This window comes from Citrobacter sp. Cpo032 (assembly GCF_030332975.1).
Lineage (GTDB): Bacteria > Pseudomonadota > Gammaproteobacteria > Enterobacterales > Enterobacteriaceae > Citrobacter > Citrobacter portucalensis.
In genome coordinates this window covers 267,741-283,246 of record NZ_JAOWGU010000045.1, presented here as the reverse complement: position 1 = coordinate 283,246, position 15,506 = coordinate 267,741, and the positions used below count along the sequence as shown (strand labels likewise).

The window sequence follows — 15,506 nt, the reverse complement described above, 5'->3', positions numbered from 1 at the left end:
AGACTCCGGCTTTTTTTTACTGTACGGCAAGCTGCTGTTTACGTCGGCGCTGCCAGAAGTAACCACCGACCATCAGTAGCACAAGGACTGCCAGCCACGGCAGAACCGCCAGCAGATGTCCAGACCGGGCAAAGGTTAGCGCAATCATCAGTAGCCAACCGCCCAGCATCGGAATCGCGGTACGCTTAACAATATCCACAGGCGAGACGCCTGCAATTCCCGCGATAGCAATGATTACGCCGGCAATGGGCGATAGCGTACGACCAATACCCGCCGAGATCTGGATAGGCAACATCATGACAGCGATATCGCTACCGATATGACGGCTGATGTCCGGCACCATGGGTGCGAAGGAGAAAAATGCCGCATTCCCGGAGCCCATCAGCGCTGAAATTGCGAAGGTGATCAGGGTCATCAGCAGGATAATAGAGGCGGCGCTGAGGCCAAATTCACCGGAAAGTGACAACAGTGCGTCAACGGCACCAATGGCTTTCAGTCCGGCGGAAAAGACTTCACCGGCGATAATCAGCGTCACGACGGTGGCAAAAACGCTGCCCATGCTGTCAAAAACCTTTTGTACGCCAGCCATCACCTCACGCGCCTTGCGATGACGGCAGTACTCACAAACCAGCGTAATAGCGAGGCTTATCAGTACAGCGGTATCCAGCGTGATCTTGAGAGAGCTGAATACTAAATCGCTGCACACCAGCATCAATACCAGCGGCAGCATGGGCAGAAACAGCCAGGCGATAGGTGCGTCGGCTTCATCAGTCGCCGTTAATGTCTGCATTTTCTGGGCTGCATTGTCGCCACTTTCCCGACGGTCAAAAAAGCGTTGCACAACAATATGCAGTAGGGCGATGAAAAGAATGACGGGCACAACGATTGGCAACTGATCCTGCACGAAATAGTTCACGACCTCGATGCCTGCAGTTTTGGCGGCGAGAACAGAGTTGCCGGAACCGGGGCCAAACTCAACCGCACAGGTACTGGCGATAACGGCGGCAACCGCGGCGCGGCTACAGCCAAGACGGGTAAGCAGCGGGTAAAGCGTCGCCATCAACAGCAGACCCAATCCGGTGGCGCTGCTGATAAACAGCGACAGGAATTGACCCAATAGCAGTGCCAGCCCCAGCAGCAGATAAGGCGAGTTCAGCCGTTGCAAAGGACGAGACGTCACCCGAACCAGTACCTGGCTTGCGCCAATGGCTGACATGTAGGTGGCAAAACCACCAATCAGCATAATTTGCAGTCCGAGGCCGCCGAGACGCACGCTCAGGGTATCGCGAATAAACTCAAAGGCGTCAAAGGGGCCAAATCCGGTGCTCTTTTTCACCAGGCCACTGAGTGAGGTCATTCCGCTAAAATGCGCGATAAGCAACAGCACAATCCCGGTCAATAACAGTACCGACTGGGGGTGATATTTTTTGAGGATCAGACGTCCGGCAAAAATGATGGCGATTAGCGCCAGTAGCAATGACATTCTTGCCCCCTTACTCGAAGTTGCCGGTAACCAGGCACTCGCCATCCCGCAGCAACGGTTTACCCGCGGCAAACAGATGGGCCAGCGAGAGGTCATCATTGAGTACACAGATATCAGCACGTTCTCCGGCGCAGAGCACGCCCCCGGAAATACCCAGCGAGCGCGCAACGTTTGCCGTCAGCATCGCGATGGCCTGTGACACCGGAATCCCGACATCAATCAGGCGAGGAAGCAGGTTAAGATTGCCTGCGACCGGTGCCGCGCTTAAACCTTCAACGATACCCTGAGCGTTAAAGCGCGGAACGCTGCCATTGCCGTCAGAACTGATCGTGATGCGATCCGCCGGAACCTGCGCTTCCAGGGCGTGGAGGATCGCCTGTTCCTGAGGTGTAAAGCGGCTGCCGCCAGACGTAACGTCGATATGGCCGCCGCGGTGGGCGAAAGCAATCGCCTGTTCGAACAAGGGTTCAGTTCTCGCAACATGCGTCGGTGAAATATGGTGAATCGGAATACCCGCATCACACAGCTCAATAAGTTGCGACATCCCTTCCGGCAGATTCCCCAGGTGCACATGCAGCAAGCCCTTTTTCCCAGCCAGCAGGGAAGCGACGCGAATATCGCTCACTATCCTCAGCAACTCCTGGAAAGAGGGGTAAGAACCGCGGTGATCGGCGAGGGCGATTTTTACACCAAGAATTGCCGGAATGAAGGCCATATCATCGCGGATGGATCGCGTAATGGTTGGGCTGGGAACGGCGTAGGCTCCCGTGTGCATAAACGCGCGTAATCCCTCAAGGTTGAGAGACTGCATTTTTGCGTAGAGGTCTTTGGGGGAACGAGAAATGGCATCGGTGCCTAACACGCCAACCACCGTGGTAATACCTGCCTGAATCAGGTCGCGCAGCTTGACGGCGGGCGTCCGACTGGCAAATCCGGCTTCACCACCGCCACCGGTAAGATGAACATGCTGATCGATGATACCAGGGATAACCCATTTACCCCGACAATCGATGACCTCGTTGATGCCATCAAACAATGAAATATCTTTTTCTACCGCCACAATTCGGTCGGCATGAATGAGCAGGGAGCAGAGGCCTAAATCCTCAGGAGAAAAAACACGGGCATTGGTCAATAAAGTAAACATAGCGGTCCTGTCAAACGTCGAGGGTGAGAGTCGGCAGGTGAAACGAAATATTGTTGTTATGATGCCCACCATAAAGCCATTACTATAACTATGACTATTACCGATTTGTTATTGGAGGATGCGGTTATGGCATGGCGGAGAGCACAACGTGGATTGTAAGTGGCTGGAAGATTTTCTGGCCTTGAGCCAGCATGGAAACTACTCTCAGGCCGCGGCGCAGCGGCATATTACTCAACCTGCGCTGAGTCGGCGTATAAAGGCCCTGGAAGAGGTGCTGGGCGTACCTTTGTTTGACCGGACAACGACCCCCGTCACGTTGACGCGCTATGGTGAACGCTTTGAACCTTATGCCCGGCACGTTCTCAGCACGTTAAGAGAGGCAAGCCATGAGCTGTCGGCGATGACGCCAGCAACGGATAACACGCTGGTGATGGTCAGCCTGCATACGCTGTCGGTGAATATCCTGCCAGATATGATCAACTACCTGCGACAGAGTGAGCCGCAGTTAAACTTTACGGTCAACGCCAGTATCCAGGGGATAGACAACCACTTCAATGCCCTGATGAACCGGCAAATTGATTTACTGGTAACCTACGATTTACCGTCTGCCCAGCCGGGGCTGGAGATCGCCGGAGGGTTAAAACGTTCACTATGGCGGTATGAGCGATTTATACCGGTTATTTCAGCCCAGTTGGCTGATGCGCTTAATGATCCGCATGCTCCGATTCCGTGGCTATGCTACAGCGACTACACCTTTGTCAGACGTATTATTGAGTCGGCAGAACAACGCGTCCGCCCACGGCTAAAAAAAGTATTTGAGAGTGGTTTAAGCGAAACGATACGAGAAATGGTACTGCGCCATATGGGAATGGCCTGGTTACCTGAATCGATGGTTGCGGAAGAGTTGGTGAATCAGCAAATTATTCACTGCTGGCCAGAAAATACAGACCTGATTTGTGAAATCCCCGTTGTGGTATGGGCGAATCTTGAAGATCAACGTGCCGTTATGCAGAGATGCTGGGAGAAGTTGCTGCGTTTTTGATTGATGTGGCGATTTTTTCCGCAGTTGATACAATGCTAACAAATTGCCCTTGCGAAGGTTATTCGCTTTGGTTAGTATTCACACCCGCTTCAGTGGGAAACAGTAAATATTCCCGCTTTAATGGTCGAAGCATTGTACGCGGCAACTCCGCAAGGAACAGGTTGATTATGCACGAAGCTCTTTTAGTAGTTTTCCTTATTGTGGCAATTGGTCTGGTAGGCTTGATCATGCTGCAGCAAGGCAAAGGCGCTGATATGGGAGCCTCTTTTGGCGCAGGCGCTTCTGGTACTCTGTTTGGTTCAAGTGGTTCTGGTAACTTCATGACCCGTATGACAGCTGTATTGGGAACCTTGTTCTTCATCATCAGTCTGGTGCTGGGTAACATGAACAGCAATAAGACCAATAAAGGAAGTGAGTGGGAAAATCTGAGCGCACCGGCGAAAACCGAGCAAACTCAGCCAGCTGCTCCGGCTCAGCCGACCAGCGATATCCCACGCTAAGTATTCTGTACCGAGGTGGTGGAATTGGTAGACACGCTACCTTGAGGTGGTAGTGCCCTAACGGGCTTGTGGGTTCGAGTCCCATCCTCGGTACCAAATTCCAAAAAAAAGACGCTGCGAAGCGTCTTTTTTTTCGTCTGTTATTTGTGGCTATCCTGTAGGTCGGATAAGGCGTTAACGCCGCCATCCGACATTATTATAACGCCTGATGGCGCTACGCTTATCAGGCCTACAGACATCCTATATTCCGCGCATAAAAAAGGCCGCTTTCGCGGCCTTAAGATAGTGAATCTTTACTTCGCCTTATTTTCCAGATTCTCAACCTGCGGCAGGCCGGTTGCGGAAGAGGCGGTCAGCAGGCCAGACTGCGCATAGCCGAACAGCTTCTCGCGGGTATCGGTGATATCCAGATTACGCATGGTCAACTGACCGATACGGTCGTCCGGAGAGAATACGGAGTCGCCTTTTTCCATCGTCAGACGTTCTGGTTTGTACGTCAGATTGTCAGACACGGTGTTGAGGATTGAGTAGTCATTACCGCGACGCAGTTCCAGCGTCACTTCACCGGTAATCTGGCTGGCAACCCAACGTTGCAGACCGTCACGCAGCATCAGCGCCTGAGAGTCGAACCAGCGGCCCTGATACAGCAGACGACCCAGCTGGCGACCGTGCGCGTGATACTGCTCGATGGTATCCTCGTTGTGAATACCGGTCAGCAGACGCTCGTAGGCGATATGCAGCAATGCCATCCCCGGGGCTTCGTAGATGCCACGGCTCTTCGCTTCAATGATACGGTTTTCAATCTGATCGCTCATACCCAGACCGTGACGGCCGCCGATACGGTTGGCTTCCAGCATCATCTCAACGTCGTCGCTGAAGGTTTTACCGTTCAGAGCAACCGGATGACCCTGTTCAAAACGCACGGTCACTTCTTCTGCCGGGATCTTCACGCTCTCATCCCAGAACTTCACGCCCATAATCGGGTTAACGATTTTGACGCTGGAGTTCAGGAATTCCAGATCTTTTGCTTCGTGAGTCGCGCCGAGCATATTGGAGTCTGTTGAGTACGCTTTCTCAACGGACATCTTGTAGTCGAAACCACAGGCAATCATAAATTCGGACATCTCATGGCGACCGCCGAGTTCATCGATAAAATCGGTATCCAGCCATGGTTTGTAAATCTGCAGTTCGGCGTTGGTCAGCAGACCGTAACGATAGAAACGTTCAATATCGTTACCTTTATAGGTGCTACCGTCACCCCAGATATTTACACCATCTTCTTTCATGGCGGCAACCAGCATGGTGCCGGTCACGGCACGGCCCAGCGGGGTGGTATTGAAATAGGTCAGTCCGCCGGTGGTGTTGTGGAATGCACCGCACTGAATGGCAGCGATCCCTTCGGCAACCAGCTGCTTACGGCAATCTACCAGGCGAGCATTCTCAGCACCATATTCCATTGCACGGCGAGGAATGGCGTCATAGTCATCCTCATCCGGCTGGCCCAAATTCGCAGTATATGCATATGGGACAGCCCCTTTTTGTCGCATCCACAGCAGTGCTGCGCTGGTGTCCAGGCCGCCGGAAAAAGCGATACCAATACGTTGACCTACCGGGAGATGCTTGAGAATCGTCGTCATAAAATAAAACCCTGCTTGATAGACTGGTGAAGAGGTCGGCTTATTATACTAATTGCATTTTTATGCAAAATAAATGAGTTTTCATTTAATCATCTTTTCTGGATGACAGGAAGAGTTTAGTGATAATTTCGTTAAATAACGGCGTGGGCGGCATATTTATCTTGCTGGACTAGCGCTGGGCAGCATTCATTGATTTGCATAGTCGTAACAAGGTTGACATAACGCATAGTGAATCAATATACTGTGCGCAGATTTTACGTCCCGTCTCGGTACCAAATCCCAGCAGTATTTGCATTTTTTACCCAAAACGAGTAAAATTTGCCACGTTTCAGGCGCGGGGTGGAGCAGCCTGGTAGCTCGTCGGGCTCATAACCCGAAGGTCGTCGGTTCAAATCCGGCCCCCGCAACCACTTTCCCTTAGAGTTCTTTTTCAAATATACTGTGAAGACTTAGGCCTTCGTAGCTGGATTTGAAAAAAATTCTTTCGGAAGGTTCTCCGAACCGCAGGTGCGGTTATAGGGTTCAGTTATCTAAAGCCCCGATTTATCGGGGTTTTTTGTTATCTGACTACAGAATAACTGGGCTTTAGGCCCTTTTTTTATGTCTTGGGGGTGGGCTTGTCCACATTAGAGCAAAAATTAACAGAGATGATTACAGCGCCAGTTGAAGCCCTGGGCTACGAACTGGTCGGCATCGAATTTATTCGTGGTCGCACATCCACACTGCGCATCTATATTGATAGTGAAGATGGCATCAATGTTGATGATTGTGCTGATGTGAGCCATCAGGTAAGCGCCGTGATGGATGTCGAAGACCCAATCACCGTTGCCTATAACCTGGAAGTCTCCTCTCCGGGTCTCGACCGTCCTCTGTTCACAGCTGAACACTACGTGCGTTTCCTGGGTGAAGAAGTCACGCTGGTTCTTCGTATGGCGGTACAAAACCGTCGTAAATGGCAGGGCGTTATCAAAGCGGTGGACGGTGAGATGATCACGGTCACAGTCGAAGGCAAAGATGAAGTGTTCGCGCTGAGTAATATCCAGAAGGCGAACCTGGTTCCCCACTTTTAACAGTCTGGATTGAGGTGAAAAGCCCGCGATGAACAAAGAAATTTTGGCTGTTGTTGAAGCCGTATCCAACGAAAAAGCGCTGCCACGCGAGAAAATTTTTGAAGCGCTGGAAAGTGCGCTGGCTACAGCAACAAAGAAAAAATATGAGCAAGAGATCGACGTTCGCGTAGAAATCGATCGTAAAAGCGGTGATTTCGATACCTTCCGTCGTTGGGTAATCGTAGAAGAAGTTACTCAGCCGACCAAAGAAATTACGCTGGAAGCGGCACGCTTCGAAGACGAAAGTCTGAACGTGGGCGAATATGTTGAAGATCAGATTGAATCTGTCACCTTTGACCGTATCACTACCCAGACCGCGAAGCAGGTTATCGTACAGAAAGTACGTGAAGCTGAACGCGCAATGGTTGTTGATCAGTTCCGCGAACATGAAGGCGAAATCGTCACCGGTGTGGTGAAGAAAGTAAACCGCGACAACATTTCACTGGATCTGGGCAGCAATGCTGAAGCTGTGATCCTGCGTGAAGACATGCTGCCGCGTGAAAACTTCCGCCCTGGTGACCGTATTCGTGGTGTTCTGTACTCAGTTCGCCCGGAAGCGCGCGGTGCACAGCTGTTCGTAACCCGTTCCAAGCCGGAAATGCTGATTGAGCTGTTCCGCATTGAAGTGCCGGAAATCGGCGAAGAAGTTATCGAAATTAAAGCGGCTGCTCGCGATCCGGGATCGCGTGCGAAAATCGCCGTTAAGACCAACGACAAGCGTATTGATCCGGTCGGCGCCTGTGTTGGTATGCGCGGTGCGCGCGTTCAGGCGGTTTCTACCGAACTGGGCGGCGAGCGTATCGATATCGTCCTGTGGGATGATAACCCGGCGCAGTTCGTGATTAACGCAATGGCACCAGCAGACGTCGCTTCTATCGTGGTGGATGAAGACAAACACACCATGGATATCGCGGTTGAAGCCGGTAACCTGGCTCAGGCGATTGGACGTAATGGTCAGAACGTCCGCCTGGCTTCACAACTGAGCGGTTGGGAACTCAACGTGATGACCGTTGATGACCTGCAAGCGAAGCATCAGGCTGAAGCACATGCAGCCATCGATACCTTCACCAAATATCTCGATATCGATGAAGATTTCGCGACCGTTCTGGTGGAAGAAGGTTTTGCGACGCTGGAAGAACTGGCCTACGTGCCAATGAAAGAACTGCTGGAAATTGACGGCCTGGATGAACAGACCGTTGAAGCGCTGCGCGAGCGTGCTAAAAACGCACTGACCACTCTGGCACTGGCCCAGGAAGAAAGCCTCGGTGATAACAAACCGGCTGACGATCTGCTGAATCTGGAAGGATTGGATCGTGAGATGGCCTTCAAACTGGCGGCCCGTGGTGTTTGTACGCTGGAAGATCTCGCTGAACAGGGCATTGATGATCTGGCTGATATCGAAGGGTTGACCGACGAAAAAGCCGGTGAGCTGATTATGGCTGCCCGTAATATTTGCTGGTTCGGCGACGAAGCGTAATAAACTGTAGCAGGAAGGAACAGTATGACAGATGTAACCGTAAAAACGCTGGCTGCAGAGATACAGACTTCCGTAGATCGCCTGGTACAGCAATTTGCTGATGCCGGTATCCCGAAGTCTGCTGACGACTCTGTGTCCGCACAAGAGAAACAAACCTTACTGGCGCATTTGAACCGTGAAAACGGCTCAGCGCCGGATAAGTTGACATTGCAGCGTAAAACGCGCAGTACTCTCAATATTCCAGGTACCGGTGGAAAAAGCAAATCGGTACAAATCGAAGTCCGCAAGACACGCACCTTTGTGAAACGCGATCCGCAAGAGGCTGAACGCCTTGCCGCGGAAGAGCAGGCGCAGCGTGAAGCGGAAGAGCAAGCCCGTCGTGAGGCAGAAGAAGCTGCCAAACGCGAGGCGCAACAAAAAGCCGAACGTGAGGCCGCAGAACAAGCTAAGCGTGAAGCCGCTGATAAAGCGAAACGTGAAGCTGCGGAAAAAGACAAAGTGAGCAATCAACAGACCGACGATATGACTAAAACCGCCCAGGCCGAAAAAGCCCGCCGTGAAAATGAAGCCGCAGAACTGAAGCGTAAAGCGGAAGAAGAAGCACGTCGCAAGCTTGAAGAAGAAGCGCGCCGCGTAGCGGAAGAAGCTCGCCGTATGGCGGAAGAAAACGAGAAAAATGGTGTGAATAACGCTGAACCTGTCGAAGACACCAGTGATTATCACGTCACCACCTCTCAGCATGCTCGCCAGGCTGAAGACGAGAACGATCGTGAAGTTGAAGGCGGTCGTGGTCGTACTCGCAGCACTAAAGCTGCGCGTCCGGCGAAGAAAGGTAACAAACACGCTGAATCTAAAGCTGACCGTGAAGAAGCACGTGCAGCGGTTCGCGGCGGTAAAGGCGGCAAGCAGCGTAAAGGTTCCGCTCTGCAGCAGGGCTTCCAGAAGCCAGCTCAGGCCGTTAACCGTGACGTTGTGATCGGCGAAACCATCACCGTTGGCGATCTGGCGAACAAGATGGCGGTCAAAGGCTCTCAGGTCATCAAAGCAATGATGAAACTGGGCGCAATGGCGACCATCAACCAGGTCATCGACCAGGAAACCGCACAGCTGGTTGCCGAAGAGATGGGCCACAAAGTTATCCTGCGTCGTGAAAACGAGCTGGAAGAAGCAGTAATGAGCGACCGTGACACCGGCGCTGCGGCTGAACCGCGCGCACCGGTAGTGACCATCATGGGTCACGTTGACCACGGTAAAACGTCTCTGCTGGACTACATTCGTTCAACGAAAGTGGCCTCTGGCGAAGCGGGCGGCATTACTCAGCACATCGGTGCGTACCACGTTGAAACTGACAACGGTATGATCACCTTCCTGGACACCCCGGGTCATGCCGCGTTTACCTCCATGCGTGCTCGTGGTGCTCAGGCAACGGATATCGTTGTTCTGGTTGTTGCAGCAGACGACGGCGTGATGCCGCAGACTATCGAAGCTATCCAGCACGCGAAAGCGGCAGGTGTGCCGGTAGTTGTTGCAGTCAACAAAATCGATAAACCGGAAGCGGATCCAGATCGCGTTAAAAACGAACTGTCCCAGTACGGCATCATGCCGGAAGAGTGGGGCGGCGAGAGCCAGTTCGTTCACGTTTCTGCGAAAGCGGGTACCGGTATCGACGAACTGCTGGATGCTATCCTGCTGCAAGCCGAAGTACTGGAACTGAAAGCTGTGCGTAAAGGTATGGCGAGCGGTGCGGTTATCGAATCCTTCCTGGATAAAGGTCGTGGCCCGGTTGCTACCGTCCTGGTTCGCGAAGGTACCCTGAACAAGGGCGATATCGTTCTGTGTGGTTTCGAATACGGCCGCGTTCGTGCGATGCGTAACGAACTGGGTCAGGAAGTACTGGAAGCGGGTCCGTCCATTCCGGTGGAAATCCTCGGTCTGTCCGGTGTTCCGGCTGCGGGTGACGAAGTTACCGTTGTTCGTGACGAGAAGAAAGCGCGTGAAGTTGCACTGTACCGTCAGGGCAAATTCCGTGAAGTTAAACTGGCTCGTCAGCAGAAATCTAAACTTGAGAACATGTTCGCCAACATGACCGAAGGCGAAGTTCACGAAGTGAACATCGTGCTGAAGGCTGACGTACAGGGTTCTGTAGAAGCGATTTCCGACTCTTTACTGAAACTGTCTACCGACGAAGTAAAAGTGAAGATCATCGGTTCTGGCGTAGGTGGTATCACCGAAACCGACGCAACCCTGGCTGCGGCATCCAACGCGATTCTGGTTGGCTTCAACGTACGTGCTGATGCCTCTGCACGTAAAGTTATCGAATCAGAAAGCCTGGATCTGCGTTACTACTCCGTCATCTATCATCTGATCGACGAAGTGAAAGCAGCGATGAGCGGCATGCTGTCTCCGGAACTGAAACAGCAGATCATTGGTCTGGCTGAAGTTCGTGATGTGTTCAAATCACCGAAATTCGGCGCTATCGCAGGCTGTATGGTTACCGAAGGCACGATTAAACGTCACAACCCAATCCGCGTACTGCGCGACAACGTGGTTATCTATGAAGGCGAGCTGGAATCCCTGCGCCGCTTCAAAGATGACGTCAACGAAGTCCGTAACGGTATGGAATGTGGTATCGGCGTTAAGAACTACAACGACGTTCGCGTTGGCGATATGATCGAAGTGTTCGAGATCATCGAGATCAAACGTACAATTGCTTAAGGTTGTTCGGGTGTAGGCCGGATAAGGCGTTTACGCCGACATCCGGCAATGTAATGCCTGATGGCGCTACGCTTATCAGGCCTACAGCCTAATCACCGAATTATTTTCAAAAGGGGCTGAATGCCCCTTTTTTGTCTGGAGAATTTATTATGGCGAAAGAATTTGGTCGCCCGCAGCGTGTCGCGCAGGAGATGCAGAAAGAAATCGCACTCATCCTGCAACGCGAAATCAAAGACCCGCGTGTTGGTATGATGACCACCGTATCGGGTGTTGAGATGTCCCGTGATCTGGCATATGCCAAAGTATTCGTGACTTTCCTCAACGATCAGGACGAAGCTGCCGTGAAAAACGGCATTAAGGCACTGCAGGAAGCCTCTGGTTTTATCCGCTCTCTGCTGGGTAAAGCAATGCGTCTGCGTATCGTGCCTGAGCTGACCTTCTTCTACGACAACTCGTTGGTTGAAGGGATGCGCATGTCCAACCTGGTCACCAGCGTGGTGAAACATGACGATGAGCGTCGTGTGAACCCAGCGGACGACAGCAAGGAGGACTGATGAGTCGTCCTCGTCGTCGTGGTCGCGATATTCACGGTGTCCTGCTGCTGGATAAGCCGCAGGGCATGTCCAGCAATGACGTGCTGCAAAAAGTAAAGCGCATCTACAATGCCAACCGCGCGGGACATACCGGCGCGTTGGATCCGCTGGCGACAGGCATGCTGCCTATCTGCCTTGGTGAAGCGACAAAGTTTTCACAGTATTTGCTGGATTCTGACAAACGCTATCGCGTGGTTGCCCGTCTGGGCCAGCGTACTGACACTTCCGATGCCGATGGGCAGATCGTGCAGGAGCGTCCGGTAACCTTCACCGCAGAACAACTGGAGAGCGCGCTGGAGGCTTTCCGCGGCGATATCGAGCAGATTCCATCGATGTATTCGGCGCTGAAGTATCAGGGTAAGAAGCTGTACGAATATGCGCGTCAGGGCATTGAAGTGCCGCGTGAAGCGCGCCCGATTACCGTCTATGAGCTGCTGTTTATCCGTCGCGAGGGTAACGAACTGGAGCTGGAAGTTCACTGCTCCAAAGGCACCTATATTCGTACCATCGTTGACGATCTCGGTGAGAAGCTGGGCTGCGGCGCGCACGTAACGTATCTGCGTCGTTTGACGGTCAGCAAGTATCCGGTGGATCGTATGGTCACGCTGGAACACCTGCGTGAGCTGGTCGAACAGGCAGAACAGCAGAACATTCCGGCGGCTCAGTTGCTTGATCCTTTGTTGATGCCAATGGACAGTCCGGCATCGGACTATCCTGTTGTTAATTTGCCTTTAACATCGTCGGTTTACTTTAAAAATGGTAATCCGGTACGGACGACAGGCGCCCCGCTGGAAGGGCTGGTACGCGTGACGGAAGGCGATGACGGCAAGTTTATTGGCATGGGGGAGATGGACGATGAAGGTCGTGTCGCCCCTCGCCGCCTGGTGGTTGAGTATCCTGCATAGCGCTCTCTGTCTTGCGATAAAAGGGCGCTGCGAGTAGAATACTGCCGCTTAACGTCGCGTAAATTGTTTAACAATCTGCGTGGCGTACACTGGGATAGCTGAATTAGAGATCGGCATCCTTTCATTCTTAACACTTTGGAGTTTTAAAATGTCTCTAAGTACTGAAGCTACCGCTAAAATCGTTTCTGAGTTTGGTCGTGATGCAAATGACACCGGTTCTACCGATGTTCAGGTTGCTCTGTTGACTGCACAGATTAACCACCTGCAGGGCCACTTTGCAGAGCACAAAAAAGATCACCACAGCCGTCGTGGTCTGCTGCGCATGGTTTCTCAGCGTCGTAAACTGCTCGACTACCTGAAACGTAAAGATGTTGCACGTTACACCGCGCTGATCGAGCGTCTGGGCCTGCGTCGCTAATTCTTTCGAGTTTCAGAAAGAGGGGGCCTTCATGGCCCCTTTTTTCCAGCAGATGGCAGCAATTCGCTGGAAACTAATGTATTGTTGCTATGAATGATCTTCCGTTGCAGAGGTTCGCGCGGCTAATGAGAGGCTTTACTCATGCTTATGGGTTAGGGTTGTCATTAGTCGCGAGGATGCGCAGAAGATCGGGTATTAACGATGGCGCAAAAATGTGCCGTCAAAAAATAGAGAAAGGATATTATTTTGCTTAATCCGATCGTTCGTAAATTCCAGTACGGTCAGCATACCGTTACGCTGGAAACCGGCATGATGGCGCGTCAGGCGACTGCCGCTGTTATGGTTAGCATGGATGACACCGCGGTATTCGTTACCGTTGTTGGCCAGAAAAAAGCGAAACCAGGCCAGGACTTTTTCCCGCTGACCGTTAACTATCAGGAGCGTACCTACGCTGCTGGCCGTATCCCGGGTAGCTTCTTCCGTCGTGAAGGCCGTCCGAGCGAAGGCGAAACCTTGATCGCGCGTCTGATTGACCGCCCGGTTCGCCCGCTGTTCCCGGAAGGCTTCGTTAACGAAGTTCAGGTTATCGCGACCGTTGTTTCCGTTAACCCGCAGGTTAACCCGGACATCGTGGCAATGATTGGTGCATCTGCTGCGCTGACTCTGTCTGGTATCCCATTCAACGGCCCGATCGGTGCTGCACGTGTTGGTTACATCAATGACCAGTACGTACTGAACCCGACTCAGGACGAACTGAAAGAAAGCAAGCTGGACCTGGTTGTTGCAGGTACTGAAGCAGCCGTACTGATGGTTGAATCCGAAGCTGAACTGCTGAGCGAAGACCAGATGCTGGGCGCTGTTGTGTTCGGTCACGAACAGCAGCAGGTTGTGATTCAGGCTATCAACGAGCTGGCGAAAGAAGCTGGCAAACCGCGTTGGGACTGGCAGCCAGAAGCCGTCAACGAAGCGCTGAACGCACGCGTTGCCGCACTGGCAGAAGCTCGCCTGAGCGATGCTTACCGTATCACTGACAAACAAGAGCGTTATGCTCAGGTTGACGTGATCAAATCTGAAACCATTGCGACTCTGGTGGCTGAAGACGAAACCCTGGACGCTAACGAACTGGGTGAAATCCTGCACGCTATCGAGAAAAACGTTGTTCGTAGCCGCGTACTGGCAGGCGAGCCGCGCATCGATGGTCGTGAAAAAGACATGATCCGTGGCCTGGACGTGCGTACTGGCGTTCTGCCGCGTACCCACGGTTCCGCACTGTTCACCCGTGGCGAAACTCAGGCGCTGGTTACTGCGACCCTGGGCACCACTCGTGATGCGCAGAACCTCGACGAACTGATGGGCGAGCGTACTGACAACTTCCTGTTCCACTACAACTTCCCTCCGTACTGCGTAGGTGAAACCGGTATGGTCGGTTCTCCGAAGCGTCGTGAGATTGGTCACGGCCGTCTGGCGAAGCGTGGCGTACTGGCAGTAATGCCGGAACTGGATAAATTCCCGTACACCGTACGTGTGGTTTCTGAAATCACCGAATCTAACGGTTCTTCTTCCATGGCTTCCGTATGTGGCGCTTCCCTGGCGCTGATGGACGCAGGCGTGCCGATCAAAGCAGCCGTTGCGGGTATCGCGATGGGTCTGGTGAAAGAAGGTGACAACTTTGTTGTTCTGTCTGACATCCTGGGCGACGAAGACCACCTGGGCGATATGGACTTTAAAGTGGCGGGTTCCCGCGACGGTATCTCTGCACTGCAGATGGATATCAAAATTGAAGGTATCACCAAAGAGATCATGCAGGTTGCTCTGAACCAGGCTAAAGGTGCGCGTCTGCACATCCTGGGTGTGATGGAACAAGCGATCAACGCTCCGCGTGGCGATATTTCTCAGTTCGCTCCGCGTATCCACACTATCAAGATCAGCCCGGACAAGATCAAAGACGTTATCGGTAAAGGCGGTTCTGTTATCCGTGCTCTGACCGAAGAAACCGGCACCACCATTGAAATCGAAGATGATGGCACCGTGAAGATTGCTGCGACCGACGGTGAGAAAGCGAAATATGCTATCCGTCGTATCGAAGAGATCACCGCAGAGATCGAAGTAGGCCGTATCTACAATGGTAAAGTGACCCGTATCGTTGACTTTGGCGCATTCGTTGCCATCGGTGGCGGTAAAGAAGGTCTGGTACACATCTCTCAGATCGCTGATAAGCGCGTTGAGAAAGTGACCGACTACCTGCAGATGGGCCAGGAAGTACCGGTCAAAGTTCTGGAAGTTGATCGCCAGGGCCGTGTACGTCTGAGTATTAAAGAAGCAACTGAGCAGTCTCAGCCTGCAGGCGAACCGGAAGCTCCGGCAAGCCAGGGCGAGTAAGGTTGCCATTGCCCTCCGTGAAAGCGGAGGGCCTTTAACCCGGCAGGATGCCTTGTTAGCAACCGGGGAACCTGGACGTTCATTCAATCGTTGTCTTCGGGAGT

General features: G+C 52.6%; 12 protein-coding genes and 2 tRNA genes. 11 read left to right on the top strand and 3 right to left on the bottom strand.

Features of this window, described 5'->3' with window-relative positions:
- Positions 1–16: 16 nt before the first annotated feature.
- Together dcuC and iadA are read right to left on the bottom strand one after the other, a co-directional pair.
- Complete coding sequence (gene dcuC, locus OGY33_RS14885) at positions 17–1,483, bottom strand: C4-dicarboxylate transporter DcuC (RefSeq protein WP_191238081.1); 1,467 nt, start codon at positions 1,481–1,483, stop codon at positions 17–19.
- Positions 1,484–1,493: 10 nt separating this feature from the next.
- Positions 1,494–2,627, bottom strand: a complete 1,134-nt coding sequence (gene iadA, locus OGY33_RS14880) for a beta-aspartyl-peptidase (RefSeq protein WP_103014949.1) — start codon at positions 2,625–2,627, stop codon at positions 1,494–1,496.
- A 148-nt stretch (positions 2,628–2,775) separates the two neighbouring features.
- Between iadA and OGY33_RS14875 the strand changes: the two genes are divergently transcribed.
- The 3 genes from OGY33_RS14875 to OGY33_RS14865 all read left to right on the top strand — a co-directional run bounded on the left by OGY33_RS14875 (position 2,776) and on the right by OGY33_RS14865 (position 4,265).
- On the top strand, positions 2,776–3,669 hold the full coding sequence (locus OGY33_RS14875; RefSeq protein ID WP_103014950.1) for a LysR family transcriptional regulator: 894 nt from the start codon (positions 2,776–2,778) through the stop codon (positions 3,667–3,669).
- A gap of 167 nt (positions 3,670–3,836) precedes the next feature.
- Entirely contained in the window at positions 3,837–4,169 is a 333-nt protein-coding gene (secG, locus tag OGY33_RS14870) for a preprotein translocase subunit SecG (protein WP_003025000.1), read from the top strand.
- Between the two features lie 9 nt (positions 4,170–4,178).
- Positions 4,179–4,265 (top strand) — tRNA-Leu (locus tag OGY33_RS14865).
- Between the two features lie 197 nt (positions 4,266–4,462).
- Here OGY33_RS14865 and argG read toward each other — a convergent pair.
- Positions 4,463–5,806 carry an argininosuccinate synthase gene (gene argG / locus OGY33_RS14860; RefSeq protein ID WP_005131837.1) on the bottom strand — a complete coding sequence of 448 codons (1,344 nt, stop codon included), beginning with the start codon at positions 5,804–5,806 and terminating at the stop codon, positions 4,463–4,465.
- Positions 5,807–6,139: 333 nt separating this feature from the next.
- On the opposite strand from argG, the gene OGY33_RS14855 reads away from it, so the two are divergent.
- The 8 genes from OGY33_RS14855 to pnp all read left to right on the top strand — a co-directional run bounded on the left by OGY33_RS14855 (position 6,140) and on the right by pnp (position 15,402).
- Positions 6,140–6,216: transfer RNA gene (locus OGY33_RS14855), tRNA-Met, on the top strand.
- A 207-nt stretch (positions 6,217–6,423) separates the two neighbouring features.
- Entirely contained in the window at positions 6,424–6,876 is a 453-nt protein-coding gene (gene rimP / locus OGY33_RS14850) for a ribosome maturation factor RimP (RefSeq protein WP_003024996.1), read from the top strand.
- 28 nt (positions 6,877–6,904) lie between these two features.
- Positions 6,905–8,392 carry a transcription termination factor NusA gene (gene nusA / locus OGY33_RS14845; RefSeq protein WP_003024992.1) on the top strand — a complete coding sequence of 496 codons (1,488 nt, stop codon included), beginning with the start codon at positions 6,905–6,907 and terminating at the stop codon, positions 8,390–8,392.
- Between the two features lie 24 nt (positions 8,393–8,416).
- Positions 8,417–11,107 (top strand): translation initiation factor IF-2, encoded by a 2,691-nt coding sequence (infB, locus tag OGY33_RS14840; protein ID WP_003828710.1) that lies wholly within the window; start codon positions 8,417–8,419, stop codon positions 11,105–11,107.
- Between the two features lie 149 nt (positions 11,108–11,256).
- A complete protein-coding gene (rbfA, locus tag OGY33_RS14835) occupies positions 11,257–11,661 on the top strand; it encodes a 30S ribosome-binding factor RbfA (RefSeq protein WP_003024988.1) in 405 nt (134 codons plus the stop codon).
- A complete protein-coding gene (gene truB / locus OGY33_RS14830) occupies positions 11,661–12,605 on the top strand; it encodes a tRNA pseudouridine(55) synthase TruB (RefSeq protein WP_191238082.1) in 945 nt (314 codons plus the stop codon). The genes rbfA and truB overlap by 1 nt, the downstream gene beginning before the upstream one ends.
- A 148-nt stretch (positions 12,606–12,753) precedes the next feature.
- Positions 12,754–13,023 (top strand): 30S ribosomal protein S15, encoded by a 270-nt coding sequence (gene rpsO, locus OGY33_RS14825; protein ID WP_000059465.1) that lies wholly within the window; start codon positions 12,754–12,756, stop codon positions 13,021–13,023.
- Positions 13,024–13,269: 246 nt separating this feature from the next.
- Entirely contained in the window at positions 13,270–15,402 is a 2,133-nt protein-coding gene (gene pnp / locus OGY33_RS14820) for a polyribonucleotide nucleotidyltransferase (protein ID WP_008785911.1), read from the top strand.
- The last annotated feature ends 104 nt before the right edge of the window (positions 15,403–15,506 follow it).

Excerpts from the sequence above, each read along its gene's own strand:
- argG (WP_005131837.1), bottom strand. The coding sequence starts at position 5,806 with ATGACGACGATTCTCAAGCATCTCCCGGTAGGTCAACGTATTGGTATC.
- iadA (WP_103014949.1), bottom strand. The coding sequence starts at position 2,627 with ATGTTTACTTTATTGACCAATGCCCGTGTTTTTTCTCCTGAGGATTTA.
- rbfA (WP_003024988.1), top strand. The coding sequence starts at position 11,257 with ATGGCGAAAGAATTTGGTCGCCCGCAGCGTGTCGCGCAGGAGATGCAG.
- truB (WP_191238082.1), top strand. The coding sequence starts at position 11,661 with ATGAGTCGTCCTCGTCGTCGTGGTCGCGATATTCACGGTGTCCTGCTG.
- dcuC (WP_191238081.1), bottom strand. The coding sequence starts at position 1,483 with ATGTCATTGCTACTGGCGCTAATCGCCATCATTTTTGCCGGACGTCTG.
- rpsO (WP_000059465.1), top strand. The coding sequence starts at position 12,754 with ATGTCTCTAAGTACTGAAGCTACCGCTAAAATCGTTTCTGAGTTTGGT.
- secG (WP_003025000.1), top strand. The coding sequence starts at position 3,837 with ATGCACGAAGCTCTTTTAGTAGTTTTCCTTATTGTGGCAATTGGTCTG.
- nusA (WP_003024992.1), top strand. The coding sequence starts at position 6,905 with ATGAACAAAGAAATTTTGGCTGTTGTTGAAGCCGTATCCAACGAAAAA.
- infB (WP_003828710.1), top strand. The coding sequence starts at position 8,417 with ATGACAGATGTAACCGTAAAAACGCTGGCTGCAGAGATACAGACTTCC.